The organism is Mycoplasma tullyi (genome assembly GCF_014068355.1).
GTDB lineage: Bacteria > Bacillota_I > Bacilli_A > Mycoplasmatales > Mycoplasmoidaceae > Mycoplasmoides > Mycoplasmoides tullyi.
This window is the reverse complement of record NZ_CP059674.1, coordinates 218266-239545: the sequence shown is the minus strand read 5'-3', so window position 1 is coordinate 239545 and position 21280 is coordinate 218266. Positions and strand designations below refer to the sequence as shown.

The following is a 21280-nucleotide window of genomic DNA, read 5'->3' as shown; positions in this document are numbered from 1 at the left end:
TCCATCAAATTATTTAATAGTTCTAATTATACACTAGGTATTTTATTCGTTGGGAATAAAAGAAAACCCATAAATATAAGAATATTTATGGATTAAAGTCGATTTTAATATTCTTTTTCTAAAGCTTCTTCACCAGCTTTAATGATCTCTTCAGAGCTCATAAATCCAGTACCAGCTGGAATTAAGTTACCTAAGATCACGTTTTCTTTCAGACCAACTAAGTAGTCAATTTGGTTTTTTACAGCAGCGTCAGTAAGAATCTTTTTGGTGTCTTGGAATGAAGCAGCTGATAAGAATGAACCAGTTTTAGCAGGAGCTTCATCTAGACCAAATACTTGGTTAATTGCTACTGGTGGACGCTTGTTGGCAATCAACATGTTGGTCACTTCTTTTCTAAACTTGTTGATGTCAACAGTTTGACCAACGAAGTAAGTTGAATCACCAACATCGATTACTTGAAGTTTGTTCGTTAATTGTCTAATCGTTACTTCAACGTACTTATCAGCAATTTCAATCCCTTGTAAACGATAAACTTTTTGTACTTCTTCTAAGAAGTATTGTCTTACGGTTTCAATACCAGCAACTCTTAATAAGTGCTTGATATCAATTGAACCTTCAGTTAGTTTTGAACCTGGATAAACTTGATCTTTTACATTAACTGAGATAATCGCATCTAATGGAACACGGTATTCTTCAGCTTCAAGTCTAGTTTTAATTCGAATGATTCTAGCAGTAGCATCTGAAGTAATTGATTCAACAACCCCTTCATTTTCAGCAATCGTTGCTAATTCTCATTCTTTTGGTGAAACTACATCAAAGATCTGTTTTAATCTTTCAAAGCCTTGAGTAATGTTACCTTCGTTCGCAGCACCCCCGGTATGGAACGTTCTCATGGTTAACTGAGTACCAGGTTCACCGATTGATTGGGCAGCAATCACCCCGATTGCAGTACCAATTTGAACAAGATCATTAGTTGTTAAGTCATTACCAAAACACTTTTGACATAACCCTTTAATTGATTGACAATAGATCGGTGAACGAATTAGTGCTTTAGTAACGTTAGATTTAGCAATCTTTTCAGCTAATTCACTAGTAATTAACGTATCAGCACCTACTAATAATTCACCAGTTTTTTCATCATAAATTGGGTCGATCGTATATCTAGTAACAATTCTTTCACTTAGTGTTTCAACAATCCCACCATCTAAAGAGTTGGTAATTGTTGATACAACAATCCCTTTATCAGTATTACAGTCAGAATCATTAATGATTACTTCTTGGGCTGCATCAACTAGTTTTCTAGTCATATAACCAGATTTTGATGTTTTCATCGCAATATCAGTCATCCCTTTACGTGCCCCATAAGAAGAGTTGAAGTATTCATTAATTGTTAACCCTTCAATAAATGAGTGTTTAATCGGAACTTCAATCGTATCACGAATTACTTGAGATTTAATCTTTTGGTCATAGTTATATGACTTAGACATCAATCCTCTCATCCCAAATAACTGGGTGAAGTTTGAGATATTACCCCGTGCACCAGAGTCGGCAATTACCACGATTGAGTTTTCTTTATATTCAGGACGGGTAATGATCTCTTTAATATCGTTAGATACGTTATCTTTAACATCAGCTCATAAACGAATTACTTTAGTATAACGTTCGTCATCAGTAAGTAATCCTTTTTGATACATGTGTTTAAGTTTTGCAATCATCTCATTAGCTTTAGTAATGTATTCTTGCTTGCTATCATATCTTGGGATATCAAATACAGAGATTGTAGTTGATGATAGAGTTGAGTATTTGAACCCAAATTCTTTGATCTTATCAAGAACTTGAGGCACTTTTTGTAGTGGGAAATTCTTATAAAGAATTTCAATAATCTTAGATAATGTCTTCTTACCAAATGGTTTGTAAATTGGTCGTTTTGCTAGTTTTTTGTTGAAATCTTCACCAGCAAAAACGATATTAGATTCATCTAATGTTAATAAGTTATCACCATCGTTTAGATAAGGCATCTCTTCAGGCATAATTGAGTTCATGATCGCCTTACCAACAGTGGTAATTATGATTCCTTGTTTAGCAAACGGTTTTTTACTTAAACATTTAGTTGATAAACCAATTAAAGCGTGAATTGAAACTTGCTTAGCTTCATAAGCTAAAATAACTTGATCAAAGTCAGAGAAGATTTGACCTTCACCTTTTTCATTACGTTTTTCAGTCGTTAAGTAGTAATTACCCAACACCATGTCTTGAGTAGGAGTAGCTACTGGTTTACCATCCTTAGGACCTAAAATGTGTCAAGAAGCTAACATGATAGCTCTTGCTTCAGCAACAGCTTCTTTAGAAATCGGCACGTGAACTGCCATCTGGTCACCGTCAAAGTCGGCGTTAAATGCAGTTGTTACTAATGGGTGTAATCGAATTGCTTTACCATCAACAATCTTAGGTTCAAAAGCTTGAATCCCTAATCGGTGTAATGTTGGTGCACGGTTTAATAAAACTGGTCTTTCTTTAATTACTTTATCAACGATATCTCAAATACGTTCAGATTTTTGAGCAATCATTTGTTCAGCAATCTTAATATTTGGTGCAATCGGTTTGATCTCTTGACCATCTTCATTAAAGCGCATGATCAATTCACGAATAATGAATGGTTTGAATAATTTTAAGATCATTGGCGCTGGAATCCCAACTTCATACATCTTAAGTTCTGGACCAATTACAATAACTGAACGACCAGAATAGTCAACCCGTTTACCTAATAGGTTTTGTCTGAATAAACCTTGTTTACCTTTTAAGCGGTCAGTTAATGATTTAAGTGGACGTTTATCTTTTGCTGTAATTGGTTTTTTTCTTGAAGCATTATCAAATAATGCATCAACCACTTCTTGAAGCATTCTTTTTTCATTATTAAGAATTACTGAAGGTGCACGTAGTTCAATAATCTTCTTTAAACGTTCATTACGAATAATGATTCGTCTATAGAAGTTATTAATATCACTTGTTGTAAATCTTGCCCCATCTAATTGAATGATCGGTCTAGTGTCAGGAGGAGTTACTGGAATCACCTTTAAGATCATATTAGAAGCTTTAATTCCAGACTCTTTTAATCACTTGATTGTTTCAAGTCTACGAAGTGCTCTTTTAACTTTTTGATCTTCTTTATTAGCCTTAATATCTTTAGAATAAGAATTTAATTCTTCATTAATTAGATCGTATTCTTTTTGAAGATCAACACCTTCAAGTAATTCTAAGATCGCTTCAGCACCAATTCCTAATCTAATTCCAGTGTGAACTTCGATGAATTTAGCAACTTCATCGATTGAAAATGGAAGGTGAGATTCTTTTAATTTGTTGTAATAATCAGACGCTCTCTTATAAACAATTGAGTGTTTATCAGCTTGGTGTTTGTCTTTAATTTCACGTAAAACTTTACGTAGTTTAATCCGTGCAGATTTAGAACCCTTACCTGATAGATCAACAACTTCTTTAAACTTAAATACTGGGTTTTCTGAATTACCAGGATTTAAAACGATGTAGTTTACGAAATAAACTACTTCTTCAACTTCTTTATAAGAAACATCTAATACTAATGAAATCTTTGAAGGTGAAGGTAATTCTTTGGTCATTCAGATGTGAGCTACTGGAACAGCTAGATCAATATGACCCATGCGTTCTCTTCTTACGATTGATTCAGTAATCTCAACACCACATTTTTCACAAGTACGACCACGGTGTTTGATCTTTTTATACTTACCACAAGCACATTCAAAGTCTTTAACTGGTCCGAAGATTGCTTCATCAAATAAACCGTCAGTTTCAGGTTTTAATGATTTGTAGTTAATTGTTTCAGGTTTTTTTACTTCACCATGAGATCAAGATCTCATCTCTTCAGCTGAAGCAATCGAGATTTGTAAACCACGAATTCGTTTGTTTTTATTTTTTTTATTTAGCTTATCCATATCTATATAATTGCTCCTATATATTAGAAGTTATCGTCGTTGTAGTCATCCAAAGTAAATGTGTCAAATTCGGCATCGTGGGTTTTAGGTTCAAGACTTTCATCAACTACAGAGATATTATTAATGTTTTCGATTGAATCATCATCGTATAACACATTAAGTGTCATACCTAAACCTTGCAGTTCTTTAGTTAATAACTTAAATGATTCAGGAACACCAGGTTCTGGAATACTTAGACCCTTAACGATCGCGTTATAGGTCATGTTTCTACCTCTAACATCATCAGATTTGATCGTTAAGATCTCTCTTAAGTTGTGCGCAGCACCATAAGCTTGAAGTGCTCACACTTCCATTTCCCCAAATCTTTGACCCCCATTTTGTGACTTACCACCAAGTGGTTGTTGGGTAATCTTAGAGTATGGTCCAACAGCTCTTGCGTGAATCTTATCATCAACCATGTGGTCAAGTTTTAACATGTACATGATTCCAACTGAGATTGGTTTTTCAAATGGTTCACCTGTTCGTCCATCGATCAGTTTAAACTTACCTTCAGTTTTATCAGGGTCGATTCCAGCTTCAGACATGATCGCTTTAAGATCATCCATATTAACACCTTCAAACACTGGTGTAGCAATCTTAAATGCTAAATCATCATAAGTTAGACCTAATTGTTTTAATACGATATCAATATCAATTGTTCGAACACGATCTTTAGCTTGAGCATAACTTGTTACACCGATTGATTTCATGTGTTCAACTAGGTTTTTGATTAAGCTTCGAGTTTTAGATTTTTCTAAACCAAAGACAGTGTCGATTTCAGCTGCTAGCTTATTATCAAAACAAGCTTCAATTAGCTTATTCTTAGCTAATTCTCTAGCTGCATAACCTAAGTGTAATTCAAAGATCTGACCGATGTTCATCCGGCTAGGCACCCCTAGTGGGTTTAGTAAGATATCTAGCGGAGTTCCATCTTCAAGGTGAGGCATATCTTCTTGAGCAACGATCTTAGAAATAATCCCTTTGTTACCGTGTCTTCCCGCTACCTTATCACCGATTTGAATCTTACGTTTTTGAACAACATAAACTTTAACAAGTTCTAGAACGTCATCTTCAAGTTCATCACCATTAGCAATACTAAATCGTTTGATACCAGCAACAATTCCATCACCACCATTTGGTACTTTTAGTGAAGATTCTCGTACTTGTTTAGCTTTATCACCTAAGATTGCTTGAATTAATTTTTCTTCAGGAGTTAATTCAACTTGACCTTTAGGTGAAGTTTTACCAACTAAAATATCACCTTCTTTAACTTCAGCCCCAACCATGATCACACCTTCTTCATCAAGGTAGCGTTTAGCTGATTCTGAAATATTAGGAATATCTCTAGTAATTTCTTCATCACCGTTTTTCGTTCTTAAACATTCGATTGTGTATTCATCGATATGAATTGATGAATAAACATCGTCTTTAAATAAACGGTCAGAGATAATCACCGCGTCTTCATAGTTATAACCACTTCAAGTAGTAAACCCAACTAAAACGTTTTGACCTAATGCAATCTCACCATTTTTCATTGATGGACCATCAGCTAGTGCTTGGTTAGCTTGGATTTTATCACCAACAGCAACGATTGGTGATTGGTTATAACAAGTGTTCTTATTAGATTTAACAAACTTTAATAAGTTGTAATCGGTTGACTTATTATCTTCACCTTTAACAGTAATCTTACTAGCATCAACATAAGTTACAGTACCTGGGTTTTTAGCTGTTACCAACATTCCAGAGTCATTTGCAATCTTATATTCAACACCAGTTCCTACAAGTGGTGAATAAGGTCTTAATAAAGGAGTAGCTTGACGCTGCATGTTTGCACCCATTAATGCACGAGAAGAGTCATCGTTTTCTAAGAACGGAATTAATGATGCTGCAACTGATACAACTTGTTTAGGAGAAACGTCAATATAATCCACTTGTTTAGGATCATACATATCTTGAGACGAACGATATCTTGCAATAATCTTTTCATTATTGATCGTTCCATCTTTAGCAACATCCATATAAGAAGAAGCTTCAGCAATAATATACTCGTCTTCTCTTAATGCGGTTAAGTGTTCAACTTTATCAGTTATCTTACCGTTTTCAACTTTTAGATAAGGAGTCATTAAGAACCCGTTCTTATCAATCGTTGCATAAAACGCTAATGACATAATCAAACCGATGTTCATCCCTTCAGGGGTTTCAATCGGACAGATTCTTCCATAGTGAGAATAGTGAACGTCACGGATATCTAGGTTAGGGTCTTCTCGAGAAATCCCCCCTGGACCCATTGCTGAAATTCTTCTTTTATTAGTTAATTCAGATAATGGATTTTGTTGATCTAAGAATTGAGTTAATTGGTGAGTGTTAAAGAAATCTTTAATCACGATTTGGAATGGTTTTGGATTAATAACTGATTTAACAGTTAAATCATTTCCACTCTTAGATGCAAGTTCAGCATCAACATCACCTTCAACATCTGAATCTGCTAACTTATTATTACCATCTGCAGTTTGTAACTTATCTTTGATGTATTTTTCAATCCGCATCATTCCGGTTTGAACTTTAGATTTTAATAATTCGTTAATTAGTTTTAAACGCTTATTACCTAAATGATCAATATCATCATATAGACCAATATTGTGAGGTAAGTTAACAATATATGAAACGATTGAGATTAAATCAGACAACGTTAAAGTTTCAATCGATTCATTCGATCCATCGATCCCAATAATTTGGGTAGTTTCATTTCTTAGATCGTTATTTACGTAGATTTCAACTTCTTCATACGTATTTACATCTGTAAATTGCGTATTTAATTCTGGATTAATGAAATCGATTGGTTTTATAATATCTAAACGTTTTTCTTTAGATAAACGTTTGAATAGATCAAGTTGTTCTTTAAGCATCAATGTCCCTTGCTTAATCACAACATTACCATCGATATCTTTAATATCTTGAGCAATTGTTCTTTGGTATAAACGTTCAGATACTCTTAGTTTACGAACAAATTTGTGTCTTCCAGCTGAAGATAAATCATAACGTTTCTTTTGGAAGAAGTGTTGCAATAAGATTGATTGGTAAGAGATCTCTTCTTTTTGAGAAACGTTATCAAGACTTCTTGTTGAGATTGAAAGTTCTTGAATTACGTGTTTAGCAGCCTTTTCACAGATTAGTTTTCTTAACACAACACCAATATGAGTGTTTAAAGACTCAATCTTAACAGGATTTGGATTAGAAGAATTTACTAGTTCTTGTTTTTCTTGATTAAGTTTGTATCAATCTAAAACTAAATTCTTTCATTTTTGATCGATTGGTAAAGATTTAACTTTACTAATTCGATCAGATTCGATATCGCGAATTAATTGCGCGATATCAGCTTCATTAAGAATTTGTTTCTCATTATAAAACTCAGATTCTAATGATCTTAAGATGTAATCATTATTACTAAAGATTTCCTTAATCTTAATCTCACTTAAACCAAATGCTTTTAGTAATGTGGTAATTGAAAATACTTTAGCACTTTCACCACCCACATCACGCACTACTGCTTGAACAAAGTCTTTGTTCTCAGCAATATAGAATAACATTAAAGTACCTTTTGAAGGGAATACTTCACAGATATAACCTTCTTGATTACGTTTTCTTGAGTTAGATAATTTAACTTGAGATTTATTTAAGATGTAAGCACCTGGTGATCTTACGATCTGAGCAACCACAAACTTTTCAATCCCATTAACAATGAAAGCACCGTTTTCAGTCATCAATGGAATATCAGCAAAATAAATCCCTTCAGCTTTAGATTTAGCTGATTTTTTACTGATCTTTTTAACTGTACCAGTTTGGTGGTTAACTAACGATAAATTAACATACAAGCTAGCATCATAAGTCTTAGATTCTGCACTAGCTTCTTCTTTAGTGATCTGAGGATCTAATAACTTCATTCCGTGGAATTCCACAGAATATTTTCCGTTAGGTGATTTAATCGGAAAATATGATCCGATGATCTCTTCTAATTCTTTTTCAAGAAACTGCTTATAAGCATTTACTTGAATCCCTGGTAAATTTAAGGGGTTATATTTATTATGAACTTTTGAATAGTCTCTTCTAACTACTTTTGGCGAGTATTGGGTGTTTTGAAAGGCCGAGTTTTTTTTCACGAACGAACTCCGAAATTAACATTTAGGCATCTAAAAAATTGGTATCTACAGTAGATAACCTAAAGCATTTTAAGATAATAACATAAAATAAAAATAAAAGGGTGTAAAATTACCTTAGAAAAGAAAACAGTATGTCGTATCAAATTGATCTATCACAAATCGAAAGCATGGAGTTAATCAGACCCAATGCAAAACACAAAATGGTGTTTTTACATGGGTTTGGTTCTAATTTTAAGATAAAAAGAAAACTGTGAGAACACTATGATAATTGCAGTTTTTATGCACTAAATCTACCTGGTCATGGTGAGAGCAAAATCTATGATCCAAGTCAATTATCAATTGCTTATTTTTCTCAGGTAATCAAAGCTTATTTTGAAAAACACGATCTTACAGATGTAATCCTAATTGGTCACTCAATGGGTGGGGGGTTGTCTGCTATTATGAATAGCTTAATTCCTGAAAGAATTAAGTTAAGTATTCTAGAAGCTCCAGCTAATGGATCAATTTTAAGTAATCTTGATAATATCTCAAAATTGAGTCCTGAAAGTCCTGAAGGAATGAAACAACTTTATTACCTGCTTTATTTTGATCCTGTTAAAGAATTCCAAGGCAAGATGGATGAAATGGCAGTAGCTGAATTTAATATGGATAAAGAACGTAGAGAATCACTAAAACCATTATTAGAAATCAGAGTTCTAGAAGAGATGAGTCAACTAAGTGATATTGGTTATAAGAGTACTACTAAACCAATGTTAATCATCTTTGGTAAAGAAGATCAGATTGTGATTCCAAATGATTCTTATAACCACATCAAAGCGTTAAATCCAAATATTCAGTTTGCTTTTATTGAAAACTCAGGCCACTTACCTTTTTACGAACACCCACAAGAATTTTATCAACTGATGTCAAGTTTTATTAAAAACGTTGATCCAACTTTTGAGAAGTAGAATTAACAACAACAAATAAAAATATGAACCATACATATGGTTCATATTTTTCTTAATTCGTTATCAGATAAAAAAGACGATTTCTATCTTTGGTAAGAAATCATCTTAGCTAAATCATCAGCTTCTTTTTTAGTTGCTAATATCTTAACTGTTTCAATCGCAAAATCCATTGCGTGACCAGTTGCTCTTGCAGTTATGATATTATCAGACAACAACACATTTACTTTTGAATCAAAATTAGATCCAATGATATCTTTGTGTTCTTTATTAGCTACTACTTTTTTGTTATCTAATAAACCTAGGTTTTTAAGAATTACTGGTGATTCGTTAATCGCTAAAATATAGCGTGGAGTAGTTTGGTCTTTTTCATTAAACTTACTTAAGTAATGAGTTAACTTTTGGTCATCACCAAAACGTTTACAACCTAACCCTCCTGGTAGATAAATCGCATTGTATTGCATTAAGTTAGACTTATCAATTGTCAATCCACACTTAATTGATGTTCCTTGTGCTAAAGTAACACTATTCTTTTTTTCAATTGAAATGTAGTCAACAATAAATCTAGCTCTTCTTCATAGATCTGTTGGAATGATCAATTCTAAATCATCAACTCCAGTGGCAACTATTGCAGCGATTCTGATTTGTCTTTTAATATTTTTTTTCATTTATATCATCACCATCATTAGAGACAAAACTGCTCTAAAGATAGCTCTATCTCACATAATATTGATAATATTTTAACATTTATAAAAAAGGTAATTATATATTTTAAAATCAAAATATTTTAAAATCTTGCCATGTATACTTTTAAAAGATATCTTAGTAAAACTAAAGATACACTAATTAGACAGTTCAAGGCTGCAAATACCAAACAACTAATCAAGATCAAATATCCCATTCTAGTACTAATGGGATTTGTTATCTTATTAATTGTTTTTGTTTTAAGGGATTATTTCTTAAAACTGGGGATTGGATATACTTCATCTAATGGGTTTATCACGATTAATGTGATTACCAATTCAGGTGTTGGGTTTTCTTTATTTAATCAAAATCCTGTTGTACCTTATTTGTTACAGATCTTATTAACAATCATCTTTTTGATTACCTTTATTTTTTCCAAAAATAAAGCCTTAATTGGATTGTTACCCTTAATCACATTTGGTGGGTTGGGAAATGTGATTGATCGATCAATTCCAATTACTTTAAGTAATGGAATGGTTGAAAACAATTCAGTTTTAGACTATTTCCAATTCTTTAAATCATCAGCAATTTTTAACTTCTCTGATATCTGTATTGTTACAGGGTTTGTTTTAATCTTTGTCATGTTTGTTGTAGATGTCTTCATGGATTTAAAGAATAAATATAAGAAGTCAAGTTCAACAACTAACAAACAACTTCATGGCTGAAAGAGCGTTCCTGAACAAGAACGCAGTAAATGAAATCAATGAGATGATCACAAATGTGTTTTTTGTGATCATAAAATGATGATTCATGAAAAAGAAGTGATTTGTTCAAATGAACAGTGTGAATACATTGATCTAATTAATAATGCTAAACCAATCTCTGTAGAAAACGAAGAAAACTGTCTAATCTGTAAAAATGAAATGATTAAAAAAGTTGACGACAAACAAGTTAGTTTTCTAGCTTGTTCACGTTTCAATGAAAAGTGCTATTACACTAAGAAGTGTAAACAAGTAGAAAACAATGCCTAAACATACTTTTGTTAATAACGATAGCGAAAAAATTCGTTTAGATATCTTCTTAACTTATAACCTAGATTTATCTAGGAATAAGACATCATTTTTAATTCTTAATGATTTAGTTAAAGTTAATAAAAAACTGGTAAATAAGAACAATTTTGTTCTTAAAGTTGGCGATGTAGTTGAACTTGAATATGATGAAAGTATCTTTAATAAAGTAAGTAATGAGATCTTACCTTTTAACAAAAAATTAGATATCGTTTATGAAGACGATGATCTAATTATTGTTAATAAAGAAACTAATATGTTGTCTCATCCAACAACTCATAATGAACCTGATACTTTATTGAATTGTTTGATGTATCACAACAATAAACAAAAGGTTTATTTGGCTCACCGATTAGATAAAGATACAACGGGTTTAATTGTTGCTACAAAGAACTTTAAAGCGCTTGAAAAAATTCAAGAACAGATAACTAAAAGAACAATGAAGCGTTATTATTTAGCGATCGTTCATTATCCGTTTAATGAATTAAGAGCTGTAATTGATGCACCAATCGGTTATCTAAAAGATCATGATTTAAAGTTTGGGGTTGAAAACACCAAAAACCCTAAGAACGCGATTACAAAGATTTACGTACTTGATCAAAATAAGAAGTATGCACTAATCAAATGTGAGTTATTAACAGGTAGAACTCACCAAATCCGTGTTCACATGGATTTCATCAAACATAATATTGTTAACGATCCACTATACGGAGTTAAAGGAGAACAAAGAACTGATTATAAGCAGTTTTTACATGCTTATCAATTAGAACTGACTCACCCAACAACTAACGTACCGTTATTCTTTGAAGTAAAACCTGATGAAGTTTTTATGAAAAAACTATTCGATGTTCATCTTGACCTAAACCAAGAACTAAAAGGACTATTTGATAATTAGTATGTTAAAGAAATATTCTTTATTTATCGACACTTGTTTAGATAAGATCAATCTTGCTATCTTTGATAGTGAAAAAGAAGAGATCTATTATTACACTTCTATTGAAATCCATAAGAATTTAGTTGATATTGTAATTAGTAAAATCGAAGATTTTTTAGCAGAACATAAGATTAAAACTAAATCGATTAGAAAACTTTATGTAACACTTGGACCAGGTTCATTTAGTGGGGTAAGAGTTGGAACAAATATAGCCAAAACATGAAAGACAGTTGATCCATCATTAGAAGTCTATACGATTTCAAATCTTAAGATTCAAGTTCCTTATGGAGAAGGAATTTCATGTATTGATGCTAAATCAAATAAGCAATATGTAAGTATTTATCGTGGCAACGTAGGAACGATAAAAATCGTAGATGATGAAGAATATGAAAACTTATGCAAAAAGAATAATGATCTTTCCCTTTTCAAAAATTTCACTAACGTAGATATTTTTGAAAACTTAATCAATAACATCAACAATTTTGAATTAACAGAACTAGAAAATATTAAACCAATTTATTTGAAAGACCCGTTATAGTTTAGAAACAATAAAAGTCATATTAAAAACAAAAAATCGGCATTTTTGCCGATTTTTCTTTATATTTTTTTAAATCAATTATTTATTTTCCGCTAGACCCAAATGCTTTATCAGATCTAGAAGTTATTTTGTTTATTTCATCTGGTAACACCTTATCTAGTTTAATATTTGCATCTATAGTTCTAGTATCAATAAACATTACGCTTGCGATTCTATCTCCAGCACTAAAGTGTTGAGTAGTTTTACTAGCGTTAGTAATTATTAAGAATGTATGTCCACGATAATTGCTATCAATTATCGTGTTAGCTAGAATAATTCCTTTTTTAGCTACTGAACTTCTCACCATAAATTGAGCATGAATATTATGAGGTAATTCAAAGATAACTCCTGTATCAATGATTTTGGTTTCTAATGATTCAATAGTTAAATCGTTTGGTATTTGAATATCATATCCACCATCACCATCATATGCCTTTTTTAAGGTGTAATTACCTTCGTTTTCAATGGTGTATTTAATTGTTATCATTTATGCTTCCTATTCTTAGTTATTTATTATTGAGTAACTTTTCCATCAAGTATTATTAATGATAATTTTTAAAAATAGTGTTTTGATTTAAAACAGTCATTTAACTCAATATTAATAGTTCTTTTGTTGTTGAATTTTTATGGTCTTCTAAAAGTCTTTACTATAGATTTAAATACGATTGAGTTGAAACTGTACATTTAATTTTCATTCTTATTAATAAACATGATTGTAAAAAGAATTAGCCTTTTCTCATATCAAATTTATTTACTAAAATTATCCATTTTTACCGTAAATTCCTCTTATTTTTCTAAATAAAATATCAAGTATTTCTTAGGTAAAAATCCTATGAAATACTTGATAAATGTTTAAGTGTTATTTTGCTCTATTAATTATTTGGACCTAAAGCATCATTAATCTGTTTAAGTAGATTTTCTCTAGTTAAATTAGATGGTTGTTCTGATGCAGTAATTCCTGAAATCGCACCATCTATAATAGATAGAATTCCATTAGCTTTATCATTTGTGTTAATAGACACAATTGAATTATTAGTACGATCTTTAGTTAATTCTGATTTAAATGTTAATCAGTCTTGTAGTGTAGCTAAAGATGCTTTGTTTAAATAGATTGTTGATCAGTCTTTATTATTGTAGTTTTCTACTGTTGGTTTGTCTTTAATCTTATCAACTTCAGCTTGTTCTTTAGCAATGTTATCTTTAAGTGTTTGTTCTGTTTGTGTAGATAAAGCTTGCTTAGAAGTTAAAACATAAGAAGAAACCGTATTTAAAATCTGATTTATTGATTGATTGTAAAGTGGAGAATCAGGTACATTGATCTTAGTATCGTTATTGAATAATCATTCTAGGAATTTTCTAGTTTGTTCGTCTCTTCGTTGAGAAGTTGAGATCCCAATTAAAGAAGATCCCCCGATCCAGAATGTGTTTTTATTTAGATTATTTTGATCAAACTTAGTTACTTGAGTTTTTCATAAAACTTCGTTTTCAGCTGGGAATTTTGCTAGAGCGTTATTAATGTCTTGTTGAGTAACAGGTTTATTAGCATCATCTCTATATCTATTAATTACATAAGGAGATACAACTGTACGGTTTCATGCTACTTGAGGAGCAATACCAAAGGCTGTATCAAAGTCTCTAATATTTGATCCAGCTCAATCGTTTCCTCTATTAGTTGCAAAATAAATTGATTTTAATAGTTGTTTATCATTTAAGTTTAATGATGTGTAATTGTTCTTATAGAAATCGTAAGTGTCACCAATTATCTTTTGTTTTTCAGGTGTTCTTATGTTAGAGAAATCTAAATCGAATTGGTTACCGTCTAATTTTAGATTTCACAATCAAGATTCTTTAGAATTACCTAATTTAGCTCACAGATATTTTTGATAAATAGTTGAACCATAATCGATCATAAAGATTTTTAAATCGTTTTGTTGGCCAGTAACAGTTGGATTAGATTTTAGTTGTAAACCATCGGTAAATTTTTTAGAGAATTCAAACATTGATTCTAGGTTTGAAAACGTCTTATCATTAACAGACAGATCTTTATAAACATCTGCACTTTTTACCATCAAATCGCTTCACTTTTTATTTGCTAATTTAGTCATGTAATTATCTAGATGAAGCTCTTTGTAGGTTGCAGAAGTTTTATCAACAGTTCCACCACCTTTTTCTACCATGTCAAAGATTAAACTCATTACAGGTTTATTAAATACTAAACCATCAGTAGTTGTTAAGTTAAAAGGAATAGCATAAACTTTATTACCATTTTGATCAGATCCAGTAACTTTGTTATAGTTATTGTAAAGATCGCTATCAAAATAGTTAGCGTTAATAATTGGACTATTAGATAAATCTAATAGACGATTATATCTATTAATCTCATAAGCTGCATTTAAATCTGCTAAGATAATGTTTGGCACTAATGGTGAATTAGAACGAATACTTCCTACAACATTATTAGTTAATTGTAATTCTCTAGAAGCATTGGTCTTTTCACTTTGTTGTAATTCAACAGGTAAAAAACCTGGTGTATTAGCGTGTTCTTTATTATATAGATCAACTAATTGGCTAAATGCTGCCATTAATGGATAGAATCTGTTTTGTGCAGTTTGAATTACAACTTTATCGTCAAATTCTCCTTTTGGTGCAGTTCGTGCTGCTCCAGTACATGACGATAGAAATATTCCCAATGAGCTTAAAGCTGCAATGGAATACATATAAAATTTATTTCTTTTTCTCATTAATTTTTCCTATCTTATTTTTAGATTAAATTTATATTTAATCTTATTTTCCTCCTTTTACTTTACTCCTCTAATTGTTCGTTCGGTCATATAAAAACTTGATATGAAAATTATTGGTTACCCAGAAATCAATATTTTTTATAACTAGTATTGAAAAATAAATTAATCAGTGATGTGAAAATTGCAACATTTTTCAAAGGGTCTTAACTAATGTATGGATTGAAGATGGAGATAATTTAATTTATTAAATTTAGGATCTCAATGAATGACTCTTCGACAAAATTATTTTAAAAATGACAAATAATATGTCTTTAATAATTGGTAATATTTCTTTGTAAAATGAATCGTTTTTACCGTTAAATTTGTTTTATTTACAAAAAAATATCAAGCATTTCTTAGCGAAAATACTATGAAATACTTGATAATTGTTAAAGTATTATTTTTATCTATTAATTAGTTGATCCTAAAGCACCATTAATTTGAGTTAGTAGGTTTTCTTTAGTTAAATTTGTTGCTTCAGGTGCTCTCGTAATTCCTGAAACTGCACCGTTAAGAATAGATAGGATTCGATTTGCTGTATCATCAGTATGAATGAAAGCAATTGAGTTATTAGAAGGATCCGAAGTTAATTCTTTTTTGAATGTTAATCAGTCCGTTAAACTTGATAAAGCACCCTTGTTTAAATAAATTCTTGATCAGTCGGGATTACTGAATGTTTCTGGAGTTGGGTTGCCTTTTACTTTATCAACTTCGGTTTGTTCTTTAGCAATAGTAGCTTCAAGTGCTTTTTGAGCTGTTTCAGATAAAGCTTCTTTAGAAGTTAAATCGTAAGAAGAAACACTGTTTAAGATTTGATTTACTGATAGGTTATTTAATGGAGAATCTGGCACATTAATTCTGGTGTCATTATTGAATAATCATTCTAAGAATTTCTTAGTTTGTTCATCTCTTTGTTTAGAAGTTGAAATACCAACTAAAGATGAACCTCCAATTCAGAAGGTGTTTCTATTTGGATTGCTTTTATCTAATTTAGTTAATTGAGTCTTTCATAAAACATCACTTGCTGGTGCAAAGTTAGTTTTTGCGTTATCGATTTCTTGTTGAGTAACAGCTTCTCTACTAGCTCTAAACGTTCTAATTGTGAAAGGAGATAAAACTGATTGGTTTCATCCTACATGTGGAGCGATACCGAAAGCTGTATCATATGTTCTAATATCTCATGACGTTCAATCAGATGTTCCACCAGTTCCAAAATAAATTGATTTTAAAACTTGATTATCGTTTAATCCTAAAGTTGTATAGCTATTCTTAAAGAAATCGTAAGTGGTTCCAATTGTATTTTTATCAGTAGTTCTTCTTAGATTAGAAAAATCTAAATCAAATTGATTGTTTTCAACTTTAAGGTTTCATAATCAAGACTGTCTTGAATTACCTAATTTCGATCACAGATATTTTTGATAAACAGCTGGACCAAAATCTAACATAAATACTTTTAGATCTTTTTGTTGACCTGTAGCTTCTGGGTTTGCTTTTACTTTAAGACCGTCTGTAAATTTCTTAGCAAATTCAAACATTGATTCAAGGTTTGAAAAGGTATCATCACTAACCTTTACATCTTTATAAACTTGATTATTTTGAACCTCTAGATTTTTCCATTTTTTATTAGCAGGAATCTTATCCATAGAACCTTCTTCCATCTTAAGTTCTTTATAGATTTCAGAATTTTCATCTACCATTCCACCACCATCTTTAACTAATTTGAACAGCAAGTTCATTACAGGCTTATTAAATACTAAACTGTCAGTAGTTGTTAAGTTAAATGGAATTGCAAAAACTTTATCGCTATTTTCTGTAGCACCAGGTATCTTATTAAAGTTGTTGTAGATATCACTATCGAAATAGTTTTCGTTAATAATTGGGTTATTTGATAAATCTAATAAGCGATTAAAACTATTAATTCGATAAGCTGAGTTTAGGTTAGCTAAAATAATGTTTGGTACTAATGGCGAATTAGAGCGAATACTTCCTACAACATTATTAGTTAATTGTGCTTCACTTGTAGCATTAGTCATTTCACTTTGTTGTAATTCAACAGGTAAAAATCCTGGAGTGTTAGCAAATTGCTTGTTATATAGATCAACTATTTGACTAAATGCGTGCATTAGTGGAAAAAATCTATTTTGTGCAGTTTGAATAACGATCTTATCATCAAACGCTCCTTTTGGAGCTGTACTTGCTGATCCACCACCTTGAGTGCTTGCTGATTGACCTCGAGCTGCACCTGTTGCTGCTGTGCTACAAGAAGATAAAAGTATTCCTAAAGAGCTGAAAGCAGCTACGGAATACATATAAAATTTAGTTTTTTTTCTCATAAATTCTTCCTATCTTTATTTAAGATTATTTTTTGAATCTGGTTTCCCTTGTTTTAATCTACACCGCTAATTATTGATTTGTTTACATAGAACGCTAAAATGTCAATTATTGGTTACCCAAAAATATTAAAATTTTTTAGTAATAGTCTTGCAAAGAAAATGATGAGTAATTGATTTTCAAAATTTATATCGTTTAAAAAATAAAATTTAATCTGTGAAATAAAGAAAAACAGCAAAATTTTGTTTAGAAATGTTAACTTTTTCAATTGTCTTTATGTCTACTCATTTTCTAAAAAATATTTACAACATAATTAGATTAACTTACTTCATTCAACTAACTAACGATGGAAAATTACCACCTACTTAAAAAATTAGCGATCATTCGCCTTATAGTTTCTTTTCTTGTCTACATAACATTTTTTATCGGAGCACTATTGACTACATTTGGTGTTATTTACTTCTTGCAAGGAAAAGAAACTCCTAAACCATAAACTGAGATTCTAGCAACATATTTGCTCTATCCAGGAGTTTTATTAATAGTTTTATTTATAGCTTTAATCATTTCTTATATTTATATTGTTCGTAGGAAGATCCTTAAACTTATAAAAGAAGATAATAAGTTAACAGATCAACAGAAAGATGATCTGTATTTAACTAGTGGTTTTGTTTACATTCCTTATTTATTTAATGACATTAACTTCTTAAACATTATTAGTACCTATAACCCTTATAAATAAAAGGAATGAGTGAGTATATAAAGTTGGAAGAATTAAAAATTTTTAAAAATTTTTATAAAAAATACTTTACAGATCAAAAATATCAGTTATAATATTTACGTATAACTCGTTGAAGGGTAGTGCTATATAAATTCATTAATAACAAATAAATCAATCTATCTTAACTCATTCGAACTCCTTTCGAGTGAGTTTTTTATTTTATATACTTGAATTCTAAAGCTATTATTGTTAGATTAGTCAATAGATTCCTTATTTTTAAAGTTTGTAAAAACATTTTGTTAGTGTGTTTTTAGAGACTATAAAAATCTATTATTCACAACCTGCTGTTTTTTGTAAAAAAAATACTAAACATTATTGACAACTCAAATATCTTGTGTATAATATTTACGTATAACTCGTTGAAGGGTCGTGCTATATAAATTCATTAATAACAAATAAATCAATCTATCTTAACTCATTCGAACTCCTTTCGAGTGAGTTTTTTTTATTTATATAGCTCGTTCATTCAATTTAAAAGCAATAACAGTCGATAATTTATTTATTGTTTTTATCTTATAAAGTAATTAGTTGCATAAGGTATTGTTTAAAAACAAATTAATTCCCACCCGACCTATTAACAATAAAAAAACCAGAATCTATTACGATTCTGGTACTAATAATTTTATTTAACTAACTTAGCGTTTTCTTAAAGTATAAACATTCATTTGATTTATTACTAATTTACTTTATCATAACCTTATTAATTAGCATTGGCTTGTGGAGTACTACTTAAAGTAAATGTTAAATTTCCTATAAATGGAGTATCTCCTGTATCACGACTAAGAACTATTTTATTTAGACCTTGTTCCAGTTTAATTGTTCTTTTCGTCACGCTATTTTCATGGGTTGTACCAACACTAGTAGAATTATTACTTGTATCAAATGATTCTAAAGACATGAAATGTGTTTTTGACATAACATTAATCGTAAGAGAATTTTCTTCTTTAGTCTTAAACGTTAATGATCTTACTGTATCCATTCTGTGTGCATCATTTGTACCCATCGTTCGATTTGCAGAAATATATGATCCACTAATATTATATTCACCTGCAGATGGGGCATTTACATAAATTGTTAACGTTCTTTTCCCGTTAATTTCGTTAGGGTGTTCATTTCCGTTTTTAAACGACGACACTTGAATATTTTGACTTCCAATACGTGGTTGAGCGCCACCGATAAATCCAACTAAATAAACTGGTTTAGAGATATTTGCATCACTATCACCTTCTTTTAAAGTTGTAAATCTTTGAATATAGGTATTGTAGCTAGTAGCAAGACTGTAACCTTTTAATAGATCTACGGTTACAGATGTTGGACTATTTTCGTTATTAAGAGTGTTACCGAATATATCTGAATAAATCTTGCTCTTATTAGCATCACTATCAGATGAAGTTATATACATATTACCAATCATTGGAGCAACTTTTCCTTCAGGAACACTGAATTCAACTTCATTTAAATTAAATTTCAAATTAGATAAAGCAATTCTAGCAATCTTGATATCATCTACAGTTGGTAATAAGTTGATTTCAGAAGATTTATTCATACCTTCATCAGTTCCGCTAGATCCACCACCTGTATGAGAATCTTGAGTTTGTGCAAAATTAATTTCTTGAGCAGCGCCACCATTTAAACTATATTGAAGTCCAAACATAGTCGAATTATTCTCCATATCCATCATATTTGACTTATAAGGAAAATATAAATAAGCTTTATCTTGATTAGCTCCAAAATAACGGAAGGTTAGTTTATATCTAGCTGCACCAGATAAACTATAAACTCATGAAACATCTGTTAAAGGAGCAGGTTGTGGAACTCCATTTTCTGCTGGTGGAGTTACTAAAGGAGCAACTAGACTTTCAAACACTTGTCTTCTTGCAAAGCTTCAATTAACACTGTCTACTGGAACACTATAACCAACAAAACTATAGTTACCTGGTTGTGCCATATTATAACTATCAGTTAATCCAGTTAAACCATCCTTAACTAAAGCAGTTTTAACAAAACTATTAACTAAACGATCAGCATTTACTTTTCAAGGTGCATTTAATCTAATTGCAGTAGCAAGAGGCGTGTTAGCGACAGTTACTTCCTCAGCTTTGGGAGTATCTCCAGTAACAGGAATCAAGGTTGCTCTAATAAAAGGCTCAACCTTCTTTAGTAAGTCGTTAAGATTATTTTTAATTGCAGAATAATTTGCTTCTGTCAAAGTATCTACAATAGATTCACCATTCTTGAATGATTCTTTTAAACTATTATATGCAGTTACTAATTCACTATTTTCTTTATCAAAATCCGCTTTTTCTTTTTCAGCAGATGAAATAGCTGATTCTAAAGTTGATTTAGCATCTTTAAGACTTTGAGCGTTTGAATCAGTTTTAACAAGAATATCTCTAGCATCAGTGAATGCTTTTTTCAAGGTAGCTTGAATCTTTGCGTAATCTTCATACATTACAATATTTTGATTCTCAGAATCAATTAGTGATGTTAATTGAGCTCTAGCAAGATTTAATTCTGTCTCAGCAGAATTCATCATACCTTGGTTGCTATTTGTATTAGCATTACCACCAGACATGTCCATCATTCTACCGCCACCAAGTTCAGTTCTAGAACTAGGATTTTGTGTAGTGTTAGCTGCTTGACTACAACTAGCAGCTGCTAACATTACAAATGAACCAATACCTAATAAACTAACAAACTTTAATATGTTTTTTCTCTTCACTTAAAGCTATACTTGATGAATTTGTATAAAAAACATCTTCATCAAAAACGAATATATAAAGTTCAATAAGTAATAAATCGGATTGATTTTCTCCGATCTCACAAAACCACAAGGCGTCTAGGAGCTTCTTCTTCTTCTTCTTCTTCTTCTTCTTCTTCTTCTTCTTCTAGAAAATAAGGGTTTTGAATAATTTCCATAGTTGATCCATCACAGGGCTAGTGTTATTTATCAAAAAAAATACCAGAACCTACTATAGATTCTGGTACTAATAATTTTATTTAACTAACTTAGCGTTTTATTCA

The 21280-nt window shown here is 30.9% G+C and carries 12 protein-coding genes; 4 read left to right on the top strand and 8 right to left on the bottom strand.

Annotated elements, in window-relative coordinates:
* Positions 1-104: 104 nt before the first annotated feature.
* Positions 105-3965, bottom strand: coding sequence for a DNA-directed RNA polymerase subunit beta' (rpoC, locus tag H3143_RS01025; protein WP_182078980.1), 3861 nt, complete (start codon positions 3963-3965; stop codon positions 105-107).
* A gap of 23 nt (positions 3966-3988) precedes the next feature.
* Positions 3989-8161, bottom strand: coding sequence for a DNA-directed RNA polymerase subunit beta (gene rpoB, locus H3143_RS01020; protein ID WP_182078979.1), 4173 nt, complete (start codon positions 8159-8161; stop codon positions 3989-3991).
* A gap of 131 nt (positions 8162-8292) precedes the next feature.
* Between rpoB and H3143_RS01015 the strand changes: the two genes are divergently transcribed.
* Positions 8293-9108, top strand: a complete 816-nt coding sequence (locus H3143_RS01015) for an alpha/beta fold hydrolase (protein WP_182078978.1) — start codon at positions 8293-8295, stop codon at positions 9106-9108.
* A gap of 83 nt (positions 9109-9191) precedes the next feature.
* On the opposite strand, the gene H3143_RS01010 is transcribed toward H3143_RS01015, so the two are convergent.
* Positions 9192-9773, bottom strand: coding sequence for a DJ-1/PfpI family protein (locus tag H3143_RS01010; protein WP_182078977.1), 582 nt, complete (start codon positions 9771-9773; stop codon positions 9192-9194).
* A gap of 132 nt (positions 9774-9905) precedes the next feature.
* Between H3143_RS01010 and H3143_RS01005 the strand changes: the two genes are divergently transcribed.
* The 3 genes from H3143_RS01005 to tsaB are packed head-to-tail and all read left to right on the top strand — an operon-like array spanning position 9906 to position 12328.
* Complete coding sequence (locus H3143_RS01005) at positions 9906-10820, top strand: signal peptidase II (protein WP_182078976.1); 915 nt, start codon at positions 9906-9908, stop codon at positions 10818-10820.
* Positions 10813-11751, top strand: a complete 939-nt coding sequence (locus H3143_RS01000) for an RluA family pseudouridine synthase (protein WP_182078975.1) — start codon at positions 10813-10815, stop codon at positions 11749-11751. Before H3143_RS01005 ends, H3143_RS01000 begins: the two co-directional genes overlap by 8 nt.
* Before the next feature lies 1 nt (position 11752).
* A complete protein-coding gene (tsaB, locus tag H3143_RS00995; RefSeq protein WP_182078974.1) occupies positions 11753-12328 on the top strand; it encodes a tRNA (adenosine(37)-N6)-threonylcarbamoyltransferase complex dimerization subunit type 1 TsaB in 576 nt (191 codons plus the stop codon).
* An 82-nt stretch (positions 12329-12410) separates the two neighbouring features.
* Here tsaB and H3143_RS00990 read toward each other — a convergent pair whose 3' ends face one another.
* From H3143_RS00990 to H3143_RS00970, 5 genes are all read right to left on the bottom strand, one after another.
* The gene (locus H3143_RS00990) at positions 12411-12854 is read right to left on the bottom strand and encodes a dUTP diphosphatase (RefSeq protein ID WP_182078973.1); all 444 of its coding nucleotides are present in this window, start codon (positions 12852-12854) and stop codon (positions 12411-12413) included.
* Positions 12855-13239: 385 nt separating this feature from the next.
* Positions 13240-15108 (bottom strand): P68 family surface lipoprotein, encoded by a 1869-nt coding sequence (locus H3143_RS00985; RefSeq protein WP_182078972.1) that lies wholly within the window; start codon positions 15106-15108, stop codon positions 13240-13242.
* A 449-nt stretch (positions 15109-15557) separates the two neighbouring features.
* The gene (locus tag H3143_RS00980; RefSeq protein ID WP_182078971.1) at positions 15558-17480 is read right to left on the bottom strand and encodes a P68 family surface lipoprotein; all 1923 of its coding nucleotides are present in this window, start codon (positions 17478-17480) and stop codon (positions 15558-15560) included.
* Between the two features lie 1476 nt (positions 17481-18956).
* The gene (locus H3143_RS00975) at positions 18957-20978 is read right to left on the bottom strand and encodes an FIVAR domain-containing protein (RefSeq protein WP_182078970.1); all 2022 of its coding nucleotides are present in this window, start codon (positions 20976-20978) and stop codon (positions 18957-18959) included.
* A complete protein-coding gene (locus tag H3143_RS00970) occupies positions 20957-21175 on the bottom strand; it encodes a hypothetical protein (RefSeq protein ID WP_182078969.1) in 219 nt (72 codons plus the stop codon). The genes H3143_RS00975 and H3143_RS00970 overlap by 22 nt, the downstream gene beginning before the upstream one ends.
* Between the last annotated feature and the right edge of the window lie 105 nt (positions 21176-21280).